This is a genomic window from Weizmannia sp. WK01 (assembly GCF_025905465.1).
GTDB classification, from domain to species: Bacteria; Bacillota; Bacilli; order Bacillales; family Bacillaceae_C; genus Weizmannia; species Weizmannia faecalis.
Map to the genome: position 1 here is coordinate 349,570 of NZ_CP109616.1, position 17,170 is coordinate 366,739.

Annotated in this window: 15 protein-coding genes, 1 pseudogene and 1 riboswitch; of the genes and pseudogenes, 11 read left to right on the plus strand and 5 right to left on the minus strand. The window is 45.5% G+C overall.

Going from position 1 to position 17,170, the window contains the following annotated elements; translation table 11 throughout:
- Positions 1-48: 48 nt before the first annotated feature.
- A complete protein-coding gene (gene gnd / locus OF158_RS01800; protein ID WP_035182744.1) occupies positions 49-957 on the minus strand; it encodes a phosphogluconate dehydrogenase (NAD(+)-dependent, decarboxylating) in 909 nt (302 codons plus the stop codon).
- Between the two features lie 766 nt (positions 958-1,723).
- Here gnd and OF158_RS01805 point away from each other — a divergent pair.
- Positions 1,724-2,185 (plus strand): flavodoxin, encoded by a 462-nt coding sequence (locus tag OF158_RS01805; RefSeq protein WP_014096398.1) that lies wholly within the window; start codon positions 1,724-1,726, stop codon positions 2,183-2,185.
- Positions 2,182-3,267 (plus strand): excinuclease ABC subunit UvrC, encoded by a 1,086-nt coding sequence (uvrC, locus tag OF158_RS01810; RefSeq protein WP_052042116.1) that lies wholly within the window; start codon positions 2,182-2,184, stop codon positions 3,265-3,267. The genes OF158_RS01805 and uvrC overlap by 4 nt, the downstream gene beginning before the upstream one ends.
- A gap of 13 nt (positions 3,268-3,280) precedes the next feature.
- On the opposite strand, the pseudogene OF158_RS01815 reads toward uvrC, so the two are convergent.
- Positions 3,281-3,397 (minus strand): annotated as a pseudogene (locus OF158_RS01815) (ATP-binding protein); the annotation flags it as partial.
- Between the two features lie 114 nt (positions 3,398-3,511).
- Between OF158_RS01815 and OF158_RS01820 the strand changes: the two are divergent.
- The 3 genes from OF158_RS01820 (at position 3,512) to OF158_RS01830 (ending at position 6,653) form a co-directional block, all read left to right on the plus strand.
- The gene (locus OF158_RS01820) at positions 3,512-4,264 is read left to right on the plus strand and encodes a Crp/Fnr family transcriptional regulator (protein ID WP_035182739.1); all 753 of its coding nucleotides are present in this window, start codon (positions 3,512-3,514) and stop codon (positions 4,262-4,264) included.
- Positions 4,265-4,466: 202 nt separating this feature from the next.
- Entirely contained in the window at positions 4,467-6,410 is a 1,944-nt protein-coding gene (locus OF158_RS01825) for a heavy metal translocating P-type ATPase (protein WP_035182737.1), read from the plus strand.
- 21 nt (positions 6,411-6,431) lie between these two features.
- The gene (locus OF158_RS01830) at positions 6,432-6,653 is read left to right on the plus strand and encodes a heavy-metal-associated domain-containing protein (protein WP_014096394.1); all 222 of its coding nucleotides are present in this window, start codon (positions 6,432-6,434) and stop codon (positions 6,651-6,653) included.
- A 969-nt stretch (positions 6,654-7,622) separates the two neighbouring features.
- Here OF158_RS01830 and OF158_RS01835 read toward each other — a convergent pair.
- Positions 7,623-8,798: an IS256 family transposase gene (locus tag OF158_RS01835; RefSeq protein ID WP_017551449.1), complete on the minus strand. Its 1,176-nt coding sequence runs from the start codon at positions 8,796-8,798 to the stop codon at positions 7,623-7,625.
- Positions 8,799-9,376: 578 nt separating this feature from the next.
- Positions 9,377-9,573, plus strand: a riboswitch (cobalamin riboswitch).
- Between the two features lie 125 nt (positions 9,574-9,698).
- Here OF158_RS01835 and OF158_RS01840 point away from each other — a divergent pair.
- The 3 genes from OF158_RS01840 to OF158_RS01850 are packed head-to-tail and all read left to right on the plus strand — an operon-like array spanning position 9,699 to position 13,388.
- Positions 9,699-11,933 (plus strand): ribonucleoside-diphosphate reductase subunit alpha, encoded by a 2,235-nt coding sequence (locus OF158_RS01840; protein ID WP_017550091.1) that lies wholly within the window; start codon positions 9,699-9,701, stop codon positions 11,931-11,933.
- On the plus strand, positions 11,918-12,400 hold the full coding sequence (locus OF158_RS01845) for a flavodoxin (protein ID WP_014096390.1): 483 nt from the start codon (positions 11,918-11,920) through the stop codon (positions 12,398-12,400). Before OF158_RS01840 ends, OF158_RS01845 begins: the two co-directional genes overlap by 16 nt.
- Positions 12,345-13,388 (plus strand): ribonucleotide-diphosphate reductase subunit beta, encoded by a 1,044-nt coding sequence (locus tag OF158_RS01850; protein ID WP_035182730.1) that lies wholly within the window; start codon positions 12,345-12,347, stop codon positions 13,386-13,388. The genes OF158_RS01845 and OF158_RS01850 overlap by 56 nt, the downstream gene beginning before the upstream one ends.
- Before the next feature lie 322 nt (positions 13,389-13,710).
- Here OF158_RS01850 and OF158_RS01855 read toward each other — a convergent pair whose 3' ends face one another.
- Both OF158_RS01855 and OF158_RS01860 read right to left on the minus strand, forming a co-directional pair.
- Positions 13,711-14,325 carry a glycerol-3-phosphate acyltransferase gene (locus OF158_RS01855; RefSeq protein ID WP_014096388.1) on the minus strand — a complete coding sequence of 205 codons (615 nt, stop codon included), beginning with the start codon at positions 14,323-14,325 and terminating at the stop codon, positions 13,711-13,713.
- Positions 14,322-15,407, minus strand: coding sequence for a glycosyltransferase family 2 protein (locus tag OF158_RS01860; protein ID WP_014096387.1), 1,086 nt, complete (start codon positions 15,405-15,407; stop codon positions 14,322-14,324). The genes OF158_RS01855 and OF158_RS01860 overlap by 4 nt, the downstream gene beginning before the upstream one ends.
- 268 nt (positions 15,408-15,675) lie before the next feature.
- On the opposite strand from OF158_RS01860, the gene OF158_RS01865 reads away from it, so the two are divergent.
- From OF158_RS01865 to OF158_RS01875, 3 genes are read left to right on the plus strand one after another with little or no spacing between them, the layout of a single operon-like run.
- Positions 15,676-16,605, plus strand: a complete 930-nt coding sequence (locus OF158_RS01865; protein WP_048339797.1) for an RpnC/YadD family protein — start codon at positions 15,676-15,678, stop codon at positions 16,603-16,605.
- A 1-nt stretch (position 16,606) separates the two neighbouring features.
- Positions 16,607-16,843 (plus strand): hypothetical protein, encoded by a 237-nt coding sequence (locus tag OF158_RS01870; protein WP_014096385.1) that lies wholly within the window; start codon positions 16,607-16,609, stop codon positions 16,841-16,843.
- Complete coding sequence (locus OF158_RS01875) at positions 16,840-17,103, plus strand: hypothetical protein (protein ID WP_014096384.1); 264 nt, start codon at positions 16,840-16,842, stop codon at positions 17,101-17,103. The genes OF158_RS01870 and OF158_RS01875 overlap by 4 nt, the downstream gene beginning before the upstream one ends.
- The last annotated feature ends 67 nt before the right edge of the window (positions 17,104-17,170 follow it).

Sequence of the window (17,170 nt, forward strand, 5' to 3'; positions counted from 1 at the left end):
CGTTCGTGTAAATTTGATCCCGAAAAGCCTGTCTCCGTTTCAGGCGGCTTACTGGCCGGACCGGGTCACTGCATGTCCGCCAAATTCATTCCGGAGTGCGGCAACGACTTTGCCGGTAAAAGTATCTTTTTCAAGGGAACGGTACCGGTTCATTAAGGATAAGGCAATGACCGGTATGGATGCTTGCAAATCAAGTGCGGTTTCAACCGTCCATTTGCCTTCGCCGGATGATGCCATGACACCACTGATTTCATCGAGATGGGCGTCTTTTGAAAATGCATCTTCCAATAGTTCAACAAGCCAGCTGCGAATGACGGATCCGTTGTTCCACACTTTTGCAACAGCCTGGTTGTCGTAGTCATACGGGCTTTTCTCGAGAATTTCAAATCCTTCAGCCAATGCTTCCATCATGCCGTATTCAATACCGTTATGCACCATTTTGAGGAAATGGCCGCTTCCCGGTTTTCCGGTGTATAAATACCCGTCTTTTTCTGAAATTTTTTCAAAAAGGGGCTCCAACTGATCAAATACCGGCTTGTCTCCCCCGATCATCAGGCAGGCGCCATTCCGGGCTCCGTTGATCCCGCCGGACGTGCCGACATCAAGAAAATGAATGCCTTTGTTTTGAAGCAAAGTATAATGCCTGCATGAATCGGTATAATGAGAGTTGCCGCCGTCAATTACAATATCGCCGGCGCTGAGCAAGTTGCTGAGCTTGTGAATGGTTTCGTTTGTCGGTTCCCCGGACGGCACCATCACCCAAATTTTTCTAGGGGCTTCAAGATTTTGGATCAGCGCTTCCAATGAAGGAAAGCATTTTGCCCGTGAATCAAGGGATGACAACTGTGCGGTTGCATCTCTGGACGTGTCATACGCCTTTACATCCACTTGGTGATCCAGCATATTGAGTGATAAATTCAACCCCATTTTTCCAAGTCCAACGATCCCGATTTCCATAAGAGATCCTCCTCTCGTAAGATTGTAAGATTAGTATACTTGTCGACAAGTTGAATCGTGAGCGCTTTCTTTTTTGTGAAAAAGTAAAATGTTTTCGTTTTCAAATCCATCATAGTTGATCGAACAGGGGTTGTCAAGGAAGAGAATGTATTCCTATTTTTTCCACTTATCTGCATACAAGCGTTCCATCGATCCGGAATGGGAAGTTTCAGGTGGTATAAAACTGGATCGGATCTCCCCAGACGCTCCAAGAGCTTTACCTCCGTTAAGTGTGGAGCCTCAAAACGGCTAGAGGTCTAAAGAAAGGCTCTTAAGCTGTTTCGAGGCTTTTTACTCTTTGATTCTTTCTTAATTGTACTCATATTGAGTAGAAGCTTATTATGCCAACAACCCAAAGGAACAATAGTATTCCAATAATTGTAAACAACATAATTTTTGTACTTTTTTTCATGACCCGGCCCCCTTTTTATTAACACTTTTTACCAATCCGCGTAATGCCTGTCCATCTTTTTCCATCACATTTTTACCAATTCTTCATCTATCATTATTAATCAAACAATAAGGAAATTCCTTTAAAAAATGGCCATTTTGTTGCGGGAAAGTAAAATATTTTCGATTTCAACTTTTTCATAGTCTGAGAGATATGCCCGCCGGTCCGCATGGAAATTTTCAGTTGGTATCTAAACTTGATGCAGATCAAATGCAGATTTTCACAATTGATATAGAATAAAGGGAGGGGGAATTCAACAGATCGGAGTGAAAAAAGATGAAAACGATCATTGTGTATTCAACCATGACAGGTACAACCGAATTTATGGCAGAACAAATTGCGGCAGCCCTGACAGAAGCGGGTTATGCCGTTGATATAGCAGAATCAACCAATACAAGCGCGCATGAACTTACCGGTTATGATCTGATTCTGATCGGCGCAAATACATGGGACGAGGGCGATCTTTGGGATGAGATGATCGATTTTTATGAGGAACTTCCGGAAGTCGATTTAACCGGCAAAAAAGGTGCGGTGTTTGGCGCCGGCGACTCTTTTTACGAGCATTTCGCCACCGCGGTGGATACGATGGAGGAAGCATTGAAAAAGCAGGGGTGCGAGCTGCTTTTGGACGGGTTAAAAGTGGATGTCGTCCCGGATGAGGAAATCGAAACCGCCTGCAAAGATTTTGCCCGGAAACTTGATTTGCGCTGCCGCGAGCTGGGGCTTGTGCAGCAATGAACACCGTCATCCTGCACAAGCTTTCCCTTTTGCCAGAAGAGCCGGGATGCTATTTGATGAAAAGCCGGGAAGGGGAAATCATTTATGTTGGAAAGGCAAAAAAGCTGAAAAACCGGGTACGCTCTTACTTTACCGGTTCCCATGATGAAAAAACAACCCAGCTTGTCGGAGAGATTTTTGATCTGGAATGGATCGTCACAGCGACCAACACGGAGGCTTTGGTGCTGGAAATGAATCTGATTAAGCAGTACCGGCCGAAATACAATATTATGCTAAAAGATGATAAAAGCTACCCCTTTATCAAAATTACGGATGAACGGCACCCTCAGCTCATTTTAACGCGCGAAGCAGGCCGTGATAAAGGGAAATATTTCGGCCCGTTTCCGAATGCCCGGGCGGCAGCGGAGACAAAAAAAGTACTGGACAGGCTTTATCCGCTCAGGCGTTGTCCGGAATCAAGCACCCGCCCCTGCCTGTATTACCAGCTTGGACTGTGCATTGGCACCTGTGCAAGGGAAGTGGGTGAAGAAGAATACAAGGAACAAATCCGCAAAATTGTCCATTTTTTCCACGGCGGTTACCGAGCAGTTTTAAAAGACATGAAAAAAGAAATGATGCAGGCAGCAAAAAAGCTTGATTTTGAAAAAGCGGAACAACTGAAGGAACAAATCATGCAAATTGAAGTGACCATGGAAGATCAAAATATCGTGCTGAACGACCCTGTAAGCCGGGATATATTCGGCTTTGCTGTTCAAGACGGGTTCATGTGTGTCCACGTTTTTTATATGCGGGACGGCAGGATTATAGAGCGGGAGGTTATTTTCAGACCAATTGGAAGTAAGGAACCGAAAAGGGCATTTCTTGACTTTTTACAGCATTTTTATGGCGAGAGTGGCAATACGTTGCCAAAGGAAATGCTCATTCCGGCAGCAGTTGGGAAGGAAGCGGCCGAAATATGCGTTTCCGCCCGTATCGTGCAGCCGAAACGCGGGCAGAAAAAAGAAATGGTGCAGCTGGCAACTAAAAATGCGCGTATTGCGCTGGAAGAAAAGGTTTCGTTAATGGAACTTGAAACGGTGTAGACTGCCGCATATTTCACGGCAATATCGGCAAAAGAATACGTACTGCAGTGCCTTTGCCAGGTTCGCTTTTTACATTGATAGAGCCCCCGTGAAGTTCCACGAGCTGTTTCGTAATCGCCATACCGAGGCCGGGATCACTTGTCTGTAAAGCGTTTTCCGGGTAAAATGGCATGAGAAGCTAAGCCATCATCATATGACAATAAGAGCTTGGGCAAAACTAAATTTTTTTTAGGGGGCTCATCACATGGAGTGCCATCATCATATCCATGGTTCCCATCCCGGGCATGGTTGTAAAAGCCATGCGGGATGCATACGGCTCGTGCCTATTTTCAACCATCTGGAAGAAGAACAGATGGCGAAGATCGGGGCGTCTGTTGAAACGCTGGCATTACAAAAGGGGGAAATACTTTTCCGGGCAGGGGAAAGAGATGATACGCTGTATATTATCCATACCGGAAAAGTAAGGATTTACCGGTTGGCAGATTCGGGAAAGGAGCAGCTTGTCCGCATATTAAATCCGGGTGATTTTACCGGCGAGCTGGCTGTTTTTCAACCGGGGGAAATTCATGAAAATTACGCAGAGGCCCTGCAGGATTCGACCATCTGCAGGATGAAACAGAAGGACCTTCAAGCCTATTTGCTGGCATATCCCCAAATCGCTTTAAAAATCTTAACGGAAATCACAAAGCGTTTGGAAGAATCGGAAAAACAAACGGCCCGGGTAGCGGTCGAAAATGTGGAATCCAGAATCATCTCCTTTTTAGCCAGTTGTGTGGAACAAAGCGGGACGAATGATACAGTGATTGCCTTGCCAATGTCTAAAAAAGATTTGGCTTCTTATCTTGGAACAACCCCCGAAACCATCAGCCGAAAGTTTACAAATCTGGAAAAACAGGGATTAATAGAACAGTTGCCAAATAAGAAAGTCAAAATTCCTGACTTGGACGAGCTGTTATTGTATGCAGATGAGGCAACGTCAGCCGGCGGCCACCACTGAAAAAGTGCTGAAAAAATAAACAAGCGGCGGGAAACCACTAATAATGGTGACCCGCCGCTTTTTGTGTGTCCAAAATTTTGCCTGCGCATTTTTTCAATGGACCCGGCCTGCGGTGTATTTTTAAAAAAATCTTGACAAGGGTCAATGATGAAAGCAAGTGGCTCTTTTAAAATAATCGTATAACAGGTGAGGGGGAGTTCCAATGTTAGAACAAATCCATCAACATAAGCATCATCTGGCATGGATCGCCGGCGTTTTGATCGTTCTTGGTTTATGGATGAACTGGATGGGCTTTTACGCCTGGAGGGACGGTTTTTTGATGGCGGCAACCGTTGCTGCTGTCCTTCCCATCGCCATCAAAGCCTGGCAAGCGGCGAGGATGAAAACGTTCAGTATTGAGTTGCTCGTTACGGTGGCGGTTGCAGGTGCCTTCCTGATCCACGAATATATGGAATCCGCAGCCGTCACTCTTCTGTTTTTGTTCGGCGATTATTTAGAAGCCAGGACATTAAAGAAAACCCGTTCGTCTTTAAAGCAATTGGCAGATATGGCCCCGCAGGAAGCGATCTTGCTTCAAGAAGACGGAACCCGAAAAAAAACGGCCGCAGATCGCGTCCGGGTAGGGAACAAGCTGGTTGTCCTCCCGGGCGGCAAAATTCCGGTTGACGGGACCATTGCAAAGGGCCGGGCATTCGTGAACGAATCAGCGGTTACCGGGGAACCGGCACCCGTCATGAAAAAAGAAAACGATCCTGTTTTTAGCGGCTCGATTTTAGATAACGGCTATATCGAAATGATCGCTGAAAAGGTCGGGAATGACACAACCTTTGCAAAGATGATTGAACTGGTGGAAGAAGCACAGGATGCAAAATCGAAAACCGAACGTTTCCTCGACCGGTTTGCAAACTATTACACACCGGCGATTGTCATCCTTGCACTCGCCGTGTTTGTTTTTACCCGTGATTTTCACAAAGCGATTACCTTCCTGGTCATTGCCTGCCCAGGTGCGCTCGTGATTGGCGCTCCCGTGTCAAACGTAGCGGGAATTGGAAACGGCGCGAAACACGGTGCGCTGATCAAAGGCGGGGATGTGATGGAAAAACTGTCAAAAGTGGATACGCTCGTATTTGATAAAACCGGCACGCTGACAAAAGGGAAGCCGGAAGTCACGGATTTGCACCTGCTTGGCACAAGGCGCGAAGAGGAAGTGCTCGGGCTTGTGGCCAAGGCGGAAACCGTTTCTGAACACCCGCTCGGCCAAACGATTGTGAAAGAAGCAGAAGCAAGGGGCATCCCGTTTAACCGGTATCACTTGCAGGAAGGTGAAGCGATAAAAGGGAAAGGCATGACGGCAACCATTGATGGCATAGCCATTACTGTGGGGAACCGCAAATTGATGGAAGCACAAGGCATCACCATTTCTCCATCAGCGGGCAGTTACGCAACCGATCGTGAAAAAATGGGGAATACTGCTATTTTTATTGCGGTCAATGGAAAGTTGGAAGCCATTCTGTCCATCGCCGACCAAATCCGTGAAGATGCCCGGGCTGCCTTGGAGGACATGCGCGCTGCCGGGATCAAAAGGATCGTCATGTTAACAGGCGATAACCGCCATACCGCCCGAGCCGTCGCCAACCAATTGGGTATTGATGCCTTTCATGCAGAGCTGCTTCCGGATGAAAAAGTGGACTATGTGAAGAAACTGAAAGAGGAAGGAGCTGTTGTGGCGATGGCAGGAGACGGCATGAATGATGCCCCTGCGATTGCAACGGCAGATATCGGGCTTGCCATGGGGAAAGGCGGAACGGATATCTCTATCGAAACGGCTGATATCGTTTTGATGGCAGACAAGCTTTCCCAATATGCCCATGCCTTTGCCCTGTCGAAAAAAACGATGCGGAATATGAAACAGAATATAGCAATTGCACTTTCGGTCGTCGTATTTTTGCTTGTTGGTGTTCTTCGGGGACAAGTAGACCTTGCAGCCGGGATGTTTGTCCATGAAGGAAGCGTTTTAGCTGTTATTCTAAATGCAATGCGGTTGATCGGATTTGCACCAAAGGGCGGACGGCAGAAGTTCAAGATCAGCAAAATCGGCCAACTTGATGGAGATCAATTACGGAAACCAGTGCGGCATGTAAAATAAAAACAAAAGGAGGGAAACGGAATGAAAAAAGCCGTGATGCAATTAGAAACGTTAACCTGTCCGTCTTGTATGAAAAAAATAGAAGGCGCGCTGGACAAAGTGGAAGGTGTGGAAAATGTGAAAGTACTTTTCAACGCCAGCAAAGCAAAAGTGGATTTTGACGAGGCAAAGGTTTCGGCAGATGAATTGAAAGAAATCGTTGAAAAAACAGGCTATCAAGTTCAAGCAGTGAAGACGAATTAAAAAAGGATAAGGTTGAGGCCAGTTGTTGGTCCCAACCTTTTCTTTTTTTGCAACCTGAAAGACGTATACGAATCAGCCCAGAAAGGTCGCGGTTGTTGGATCAACTTTTTCATTTTTGCAACTGCTGCTTGAAAGGGGCGGGAATAACGGGCTAATCGGGATTGCCTCTATAACGTAGACAGGTTCTATGTGAAGGAAGGCCTCCGTTTTTTTCAAGCTTCCTTAACAGGAAGATCTTCGTTATTTCGTGCTTCCTTAACGTAGCTGGGCTCTATGTGAAGGAAGGCCGTCGTTTTTGCATGCTTTCTTAACGTAGCCGGGTTCTATGTGAAGGAAGGCCGTCGTTTTTGCATGCTTTCTTAACGTAGCCGGTTCTACGTGAAGGAAGGCCGTCAATTTTGCAAGCTTCCTTAACATAGCCGGGTTCTATGTGAAGGAAGACCTCCGTTTTTGCATGCTTTCTTAACGTAGGCGGGCTCTATGTGAAGGAAGGCCGTCGTTTTTGCATTCTTCCTTAACGTAGCTGGGCTCTATGTGAAGGAAGGCCGTCAATTTTGCAAGCTTTCTTAACGTAGCCGGGCTCTATGTGAAGGAAGGCCGTCATTTTTTCAAGCTTTCTTAACGTAGCCGCACTCTATGTAAAGGAAGGCCGTCAATTTTCCGTGTTTCCTTAACGTAGCCGCCCTCTATGTAAAGGAAGACCTCCGTTTTTTCAAGCTTCCTTAACATAGCCGCGCCCTATGTGAAGGAAGATCTTCATTTTTCCGTTCTTCCTTAACGTAGATGAGTCAAGTCCAGGTTATTGTGTAAATTTATGGGCAAATGTTTTCAACCACCCTTTCATTTTTTCGGCTTAACTTCCATGGATTTTTTTCTTCATCTCCGGGAAGGGATGTCAAATGCCTTTCAATTTGACATCCCTTCCCGGAGATGAAATCATCCATGATGGAAGTTAAGCTGAAAATGCTGCTAACTATTCTTTCCCATAAGTGACTTCCTCTTCGAGTATTCTGTATCTTGATACTGCATTAAAACGGCACCAACCAAACGAAAAGCAGATTGGGTATTAGGAAAAATGCGAATGACCCTTTCCCTTCTACGAACCTCTTGGTTAAGCCGCTCGAGGGAATTAGTACTCCGTATGTGCATACGAATATTCTCAGGAAAGTTCATGTATTGGATAGTATCTTCAAAACCTTCATCTAAAATGGCCAGGGCTTTTTCAAATCTTGCTTCTGTACCAAATTTGTTTATTAATTCATCTTTAAACTTGCGTATGTCCTCAATCGTAACGGCCTCAAACACGCGCTTAATCATCACCCGGATTTCTGCAGTATCTTTTTTGGGCAGTTTTTCAATGATATTGCGTTTAAAATGAACATTGCACCTTTGCCAAGCAGTGCCAATGAATTCCCGTTGTATTGCTTTCTGAAGGCCCATGTGAGCATCGGAAATAACGAGTTTTGGTGATTGGAGTCCACGTGATTTAAGTTGTTTAAAAAATGAACTCCAACTCTCCAAACTTTCTGCATGGTCAACGCTTAAACCCAGTATTTCACGTGTATTCTTCTCTGTAATGGCAGTCGCAATATAAACAGCCTTTGATATGACCTTATGGTGCTCCCGTACTTTTATATACATGGCGTCCACAAACACATAAGGGTAGTAGGTTGTATTCAACGGTCTCTCGGCCCAAGCATTCACAATGGGATCCAGTTTTTGCGTAAGGGAAGAGACAAACGACTTGGATACATTCTTACCGCAAAGCTGTTCTACGACATTTGTGACCTTACGGGTAGAGACGCCATTGATGACCATCTCCAACATAGAAAGGACGAAAGCTTGGTCACATCTGGCATACTTTTCAAATAAGGTAGTTGAGAATTCGCCATTACGTGTCCGGGGAACTTTTAATGTAACATTGCCGATGCTCATCAACAGCTCGCGTTCATAGTAACCGTTCCGGTAATCCCGGCGTTCAACAGCGCGTTCATAAGGGCTCGTTTTTAAATAGTCATCCCTTTCCTTTTCCATAAACTCGTTTAACACGAGGACAACCGCTGATTTAATTACCGCGTCAAGATCTGAAGTCATGATGGCTTCTTTTAAAACATCCAAATTTAGGTTAAACTGTAAGTGAGTCATTTTATCTCCTCTTTTCATTGTTTATTGTCGTTGAAAACAGTGTTGCCAAGAGTTGATAAAATGACTCCTTCTTTTTACACAATTATACGGACTTAATCCGTAGATGGGCTCTATGTGAAGAAAGCCCTTCATTTTTCCACGCTTTCTTAACATAGCCGGGCTCTATGTGAAGAAAGACCTTCGTTTTTCCATGCTCCCTTAACGTAGCCGGGTTCTATGTGAAGGCAGCAGCCCACATTTTCACCAGTGCTTTACGAAGAGCGCCCCTATGAATATGAGAAGGAAACGCTTAAAATTTTTGCCATTGTGCTTCTGGTTTTTTGTAATGTCATGTGTGGAGGGGAAATTTAATGGGTAAAGTCAAACCGATGTATTGTACCTGCTCCCTCAATCGTCTAAAATGGATAACGGACTGTGAAAATCCATTCCATTAGGAAAAAGGCGAAGAAGGCTGCTCCGTATTCGGCATCTTTTTACGGACAAACTTGAAACATATTCAACGTAACTGAGGATTGATATCTTTTGTCGAATATGGTAGGATAACAACATATAGAAATTCTAAAACAAAAAAATACTAAATATAGTATGCGAGTATTGGTGGCTTTGAAATGCCTGAAAAGGGAATCCGGTGGGAAACCGGAGCTGCCCCCGCAACTGTCAGTGTGGACGAAAGAGCGAACCACTGTACCGGCTGCTTTTTTTGGCGGCGGTATGGGAAGGGCTTCATTAGAATGAAACACAAGCCAGGAGACCTGCCAATACTCGAAGTTTCTATTCTTCGGGGTGCGGGAACGGGAAACGGCGGAACAGATGATCACGGATGCTGTTTTTCTGCCGTTTTTGCCGTTCATCCCCCTGAAATGAACGGTTTTTTTGCGTTCAAAAAAGGGAGGAGAAAACGTGATATCTATTCAACTGGAATCAAAAGAAATGATTTTGCAGCTCATTGATCAAATGTCTGCAGGCCTGGAGATTGAAACCGGCGCTTATAAGGAAAAGATTTTAAAGTTATGGGACCAGGATGCCTCTTTGGTGGAAAAAACAGATCTACTTATTAAACATGCCCTTGAAAATATCGATGAAGCAGGTGCGACCTGGACATTCTTTGCAGCGAGAATTTACTTACATAAGCTTTATGCCGAAGCCGCCAAAAACCGGCATTATGATCCAACCCTCAAGTACGGGTCTTTCTATGATTTGATCAGGCAGCTGGTAGAAAAAGGCATTTATTCTCCAAAACTGCTTGACAAATATACAAAGCAGGAAATAGAAACGCTCGGCCGCCTAATCGACCCGGAGAAGGATTTGCTTTTTACGTATCCCGGCCTCTATACGCTCGTAACCCGTTATCTGGCAAGTGATTTTGAAAAGCATGTCTATGAACTGCCGCAAGAGCGCTGGATGGTGATTGCGATGTACCTGATGCAGGATGAACAGCAGGAAACCCGGATGGAACATGTGAAGGAAGCGTACTGGGCACTCAGCAATCTGTACATGACGGTCGCAACCCCGACGCTCGCGAATGCGGGCAAAACGCATGGCCAGCTCTCGAGTTGTTTCATTGATACAGTGGCGGACAGCCTGCAATCAATCTATGACAGTAACACCGACATCGCCCAGCTTTCGAAAAACGGCGGCGGGATCGGTGTGTATATGGGAAAAATCCGTGGACGGGGAAGCGCGATTAAAGGTTTCCCGGGCATGTCGAGTGGTGTGGTGCCGTGGATCAAACAACTGAACAACACGGCAGTGAGCGTTGACCAGCTCGGGACAAGAAAAGGCGCCATTACCGTCTACCTCGATGTGTGGCACCGCGACATTGAAGATTTTCTCGATTTGAAGTTAAATAACGGCGATGACCGGCTCCGTGCCCGCGATATTTATACAGGCGTGTGCATCCCAGATTATTTTATGGAACAGGTGGAAAAGCGCGGGGACTGGTATGTTTTTGATCCGCATGAAGTAAAAGAAGTCATGGGGTTTGCTCTTGAAGATTTTTACGATGAAGAGAAGGGAAAAGGGAGCTGGCGTGAAAAATATGAGGCGTGCATCCATGCCGATCTCCGTTCGAAAAGGAAAGTTCCGGCGATCGAGATTATGAAGCGCATCATGAGATCGCAACTTGAAACAGGAGCGCCGTTTATGTTTTACCGCGATGAAGTGAACCGGCAAAACCCGAACAGCCACAAAGGGATCATTTACTGCTCCAATTTATGCACGGAAATTGCCCAGAACCAGTCCCCGACTGAGCTGATTGAAGAATGGATCAAAGAAGAAAATGTGATCGTAAAGAAATACCGTTCCGGGGATTATGTCGTCTGTAACTTGAGTTCCATCAATCTTGGGAAAGCTGTCCCGGACGGGGTGCTCGAACGGCTTATCCGCATCCAGGTCCGCATGCTCGATCATGTGATTGATGTCAATACGTTGCCCATTAAACAAGTGCAAATCACGAACAAAAAGTACCGTGCGGTCGGGCTTGGCACGTTTGGCTGGCATCATTTGCTGGCACTTGAGGGAATTGAATGGGAAACGGAAGCAGCCGTCGAATATGCGGATAAACTGTACGAAAACATTGCCTACTATGCGATTAAAAGCAGCATGGAATTAGCCAGGGAAAAAGGCAGCTATCCGGCATTTCCAGGCAGCAAGTGGAGCACCGGCGCTTATTTTACCGGTAAAGGCTACACAAGTGAACGCTGGTTGGCGCTTGCTGAAGAAGTGAAAAAATACGGCTTGCGGAACGGATATTTAATGGCGGTTGCACCGAATGCGACCACTTCGATTATTGCCGGCTCGACAGCAAGCATTGACCCGGTTTTCCAGCCTTATTATATGGAAGAAAAAAAGGATTACAGATTTCCGGTTACAGCGCCTGATTTAGACCACCGGACGTACAACATTTACCGCCGTTCGGCTTATAAACTTGACCAAAGATGGTCCGTCCGGCAGAATGCGGCAAGGCAAAAACATATTGACCAGAGCATCTCTTTCAATTTTTATGTGCCGTACAATATCCGCGCGCAAGTGTTGCTTGATCTCCATCTGCAAGCTTGGAAGTCCGGCTTGAAAACGACCTATTATGTGCGCTCGACCTCCAATGAAGTGGAAGAATGCGAGTGGTGCCAAAGTTGAAAGTGCTGATTGCGTACTTATCCTATAGTGGCAATACAAAAGAAACGGCGGAACTGCTGGCATCCTGGTGCAGGGCGCGCGGGATGGCGGTGGACATGCACGAAATCGGCATTTCCCCGCCGTTTTCGCCGCGCGACTATGATTTGATCCTGGTCGGAACTTTCACATGGGAACGGGGCGCCACGCCTGAAGAAGTGAAGGATTTTGTTCTGGAAATTGGCTGGAAACCTCCCAATGTCGCTGTGTTTGGAACGGGGGAAACGCAATTTGGCGGTGATGATTTATTCTGCCTGGCCGCCCGCAAACTTGCGAAATTTTACAACAGCCCATGGGAACCGTTAAAAATTGAACAGTCTCCGAGGGGAAGCCAGGAAAAAGAAGTGGAAAAATGGATAGAAGGAGTGCTGGAAGATGTCAAACGCTTTGCTGGAAAAAGCGAAAACGTTGGATCCGGTTCACCCGAATAAAGCGACTGCCTTATTCGGAGGAAAGTCAAGCGGAATTTTAAACTGGAATGATCTTGCTTATCCGCACTGGTACAAGACGTATAAACGATTGTTGGGGAATTACTGGCAGTCGGATGAAGTGAATATGTCAACAGATGTGAAACAATTCCCGCTGTTATCGGAAAAAGAGCAGGAAACGTTTTTGAAAATCATCAGCCTGCTGGCAACGCTCGATTCTTCACAAACGAGGACGATTTTGCTTGCTTCACTGTATGCGACCGATCCGTCCGTCCAATCGATTTTGGCGGTGATTGCCCAGCAGGAAGCTGTCCACAATGAGAGTTATTCTTATATTTTATCGTCCGTCGTGTCCCTTGATAAACAAAATGAAGCGTTTGAAATTGGGCGAAAAGATCCGGTGCTACTAAAGCGGAACAAAAAGCTAATGGAGCAATACAATGCGTTTGCCCAGCAGCCGGATGTGGAAGATATTGTGAAAACGCTCGTGTATTCGACACTGCTGGAAGGGTTGTTCTTTTATTCCGGTTTTGCTTTCTTTTATAATCTGGCGCGGCAGAACAAAATGGTCGGCACATCGACGATGATCAGTTATATTAACCGCGATGAGCTGGAACACGGGCGCTTTATTTCGGAACTGATCCGCGCGGTGCTTTCCGAACATCCGGAATTGAACACGCCGGCCTTTTCCGATTGGGTATATGCCCGGTTCCGCGAGTCCGTTGACTTGGAAACCGAGTGGTCGGAATACGTGCTCCAGGACGTGGAAGGGATCGATCTTGAGGAAATGGCAGGTTTTATTAAATACCGTGCCAATAAAATGCTGCGCATGATCGGATTAAGCGAGCTGTACCCGGAACATGTTGAAAATCCGATGAAATGGATTCGCGCCTATGCTGATAATTTCGATGCAACCAAAACGGATTTCTTTGAACAAAAGTCCCGTTCTTATACAAAAGTGAGCGATTTGAACGGATTTGATGAGCTGTAATCTGTCTAGAACACAGTTTGCAGCACGGTGAAAAAATATTTTCGGAAAGAAAACGGCAAAAAAAGATCTGATGGATGGCACTAGCAAAAAAGCGGGAGTGATTCCCGCTTTTTGCATGCCAACTAGGGCTTGCTGAATAAGCAAAATTTCTAGATTTGGCAAGGATGCTGACGGATTTGGCAAAAATTTAAATGCAAGGGGTTTACAACCAATTTAGGGAAAAACTTGCATTCAAAAGCCAATACAAACGAGATATTTTTAGACAGCGTTTACGGACAAATAGGGTGCAAACTCAGAATTGGATTCGTTCAGCAAGCCCCAATTACGTGGTGAAATGCTTTTCCTTTTTCAAACGCATGAGCGCTTTTTTATTTTTCCACAGCAGGATGATGAAGTTGCCCAGCCAGATCCATAAGAGAAAACGAGGATATTTTTGAAAAATGAGAAAGAGGGATAGCAGCAGGAATCCGGTTGTCGTTTGCAGGCTGTCTTCACTGCTGGTTGTTTTTTTGCCTTTTTTCACCACCTTTGCTAGGACATAAAAGCATGCAAGAATAACGGCATAAGTGAGGGATATGCGAAATTTGGTCAATGCGCTCCATACGCCGAAGCTTACGGCAAGGCCTTTTCCACCGTTTCCCTTTAAAAAAGGGGAAAAGGCATGCCCGGCAATCGGTGCCAGGGCAATGGGAATCAACGCCTTGTGCGATGGGACCGCCCCCGATTTTATGATCAGCCAAACTGGAAGAAAACCTTTGCCGAAGTCACCCGCAATGCCAAGCAGCCCAAATTTGTAACCGGCTTTTTTCCAAAGGTTTGCTGCACCAGGGTTTCCGTCCCCGGTTTTGCGAATATTGACGTTTAATAACAAGCCGATCCAGTAAGAAAACATCAGCGAACCGGAAAGAAAACAAAGTGCTGATAATAAAAAAGTCATTTGTTTTGCCCCCTTCCCACATCAATGTATCTGCCTTTCCAAAGCACTTTTTTACGAAAATGGGACTGATAAAGGGAATACAGGATGACAACCAGGAAAAAAATCATCGATAAAAAGTGAAATAAAGGATGCAGGATGCCAAAGTTTCCCGTATGCCGGTTAAAATAATAGATTTGGGCGGCATACAGCAAATACCCCGCAACAAAGTAAGGGATGCCGGAGAAGCAGCCGAGCTCGGATATGAGCAGACCGAGAATCCAGAAAACTACAGCCGCAATTGTAAAAGGATGAATGGCTGATGTGCTTAACACCGCCCCTTTTGCAAATCCTTGCAGCTCATGGCTGAAACCGCCGGGATACATGTGGAAGAAGACGAGCCCGCTTCCGGTAAAATTGGTGACCGGAATGCCAGCCTGTTGAAAACGGGCGCCTAAGTTCAGGTCGTCCAGCATTTCAGCGCGGATATTCCCGTGCCCGCCAATTTTGTCATAATCTTCTCTTGATACACAAATACAGGCACCATAAAGCCCTTTTTGTCGGTTTAGGCGCTCAAACGGCGAGGTGAATGAGAAAATCCCGAGCAGGTTCAGAACCATTGCCAGTTTCTCATAAAATTTTTCAGTAAGATGGTATGGAACGACAGAGATGGCGCCTCCCTGCTGTTTTTGTGCTGTAACAAGAGAGCTGATGGCGTGTTCAGCAAGGCGGATGTCGGCATCGAGAAAGATAAGCAGATCCCCGGTGGATTTCACGTAACCGTTCCAGACGGCCCACGTTTTTCCGGTCCATCCATCCGGAAGATCAGGCGCAGAAACGACGGTGACACCGAATTTTTCTGCTGTTTCTTTTGTTTTGTCTTCGGAATGGTCGTCCACCACAATGATTTCACCGGGTTTGGTTGTTTGCTTGTTTAAAGAATCCAACAGGGCAGGCAGGGTGTTTTCTTCATTTCTTGCCGGAATAATAACGGATATCTTTTCCCGCCCGGCTGTGCCGTGTGCTTGCGGTAAAGGGCGCTTACGGAAAAGGACGAATCCCGTCAGCAGGCCGCATAAAATAAACCAGAATAAAATGGCAGACATGTTCACCACTTCCTGTTCTGCTGTATAGAGTGAACGTAGGGTAAATTTGTATGGCAAAGCAGTTAAGATGAATTTTGTATCTCTATTTTACATCAGGGCTTCCCGGAAGGAAAAAGTTAGCATGCAGATAGAATGATGGTTTTGCGTCTGCCCCTCCTGTTCTGAGGGCATGGCAGATGAAATTTGAAAAAATAGTGTGCCCACCACTTGAAAAACGAACGTTTGTCCTTTATAATAAAACTGAAAAATAAGAAAAGGAGTGCTGCCTTTGGAACTTGTAATGGAAAAACATGCCGGTTATCACGTGCATGATCGTTTTTTTAAGGAGCTGATCCAAAACTTTTTTCAGGAGTTTATGGAGGCGTTTTTCCCGGATGTGTCAGCGGATCTCGACTACCGCCGGGTGCGGTTTTTGTCGCAGGAACAGTTTACGGACTTTCCGGGCGGTGAGCAAAAACGGGTTGACATCCTTGCCGAAACGAAGGTAAAAGGCAAAGATACCGTGATTCTCATCCATGTAGAGCCGCAGTCGTATTACGAGAAACCTTTTCCTGAACGCATGTTTCGTTACTACATGATGATCAGTCTCCGGCACCGGAAACCGGTATTGCCGATTGCCGTTTTTAGTTACGAGGAGAAAACAGAAACCCCTGATACGTACACCTTTGCGTTCCACAACATTGAAATTCTTCGTTTTCACTATTTATCCATTCATCTGATGAAACAAAATTGGAGAAATTATATCCGGAGCAACAACCCTGTTGCCGCGGCATTATTAAGCAAAATGGGGTATACAGAAAAAGAACGGGTGCAGGTCAAACTGGAGTTTCTGCGGATGCTGGCCCGGATGGAACTTGACCCTGCAAAAATGAGGCTGTTACACGGTTTCTTTGATTATTATTTAAAATTGAACGAAAAAGAGGAGGCGGAAGTAATGGAAAACATTAAAATGCTGGATCCAGACGAAGCAGAGCAAGTATTGAAGCTGCCGAATTCCTATTTTGACCGCGGGTATAAGAAGGGGAAAGAGGAAGGCAGAGAAGAAGGAAGGGAAGAAGAAAGAAAAGAATTGCTACAAACGATTCCAATTGCCATCAAAATGTTGCAGGAGGGTATGAAGCTTCAATTAATTGTGGAAAAAACTGGCCTGAGCCAGAGAGAAGTGGAAAAAATAAAACAACAATTGGAGCATTCATAAGATGGAAGTCAGGCTGCCTGGTGTGGATGGAAAAGAAGTTGTCCTGGACTTGCCAAATTCTTACTTTGACCGCGGGTATAAGAAGGGGAAAGAGGAAGGCAGAGAAAAAGAAAGAGAACGATTGATTATCAATTTTCTAAAAAATCAAGTGGATGTGAAGGTCATTGCCCAGGGATCCGGCTTGAGTGAAGACGAGATCATGAAGATCAAAAGGCAGATAGAAGGGGAAAAGCCTTGAACCCGAGTTATGACGAGGCAGAGCAAGTATTGAAGCTGCCGAATTCCTATTTTGACCGCGGGTATAAGAAGGGGAAAGAGGAAGGAATTGAAATAGGAGTAGAGAAGGGAAGAGAAGAAGAGAGAAAAGAAATGTTGCAAACGATTCCAATTGCCATCAAAATGTTGCAAGAGGGTATGGAGCTTCAATTAATTGTGGAAAAAACTGGCCTGAGCCAGAGAGAAGTGGAAAAAATAAAACAGCAACTGGAAAATTTATAAGTAAAAAAAGATTTTCACCGGACATCTGTTTGCCGGTGCTTTTTATATGGCAAAACTTTCTAAAAAT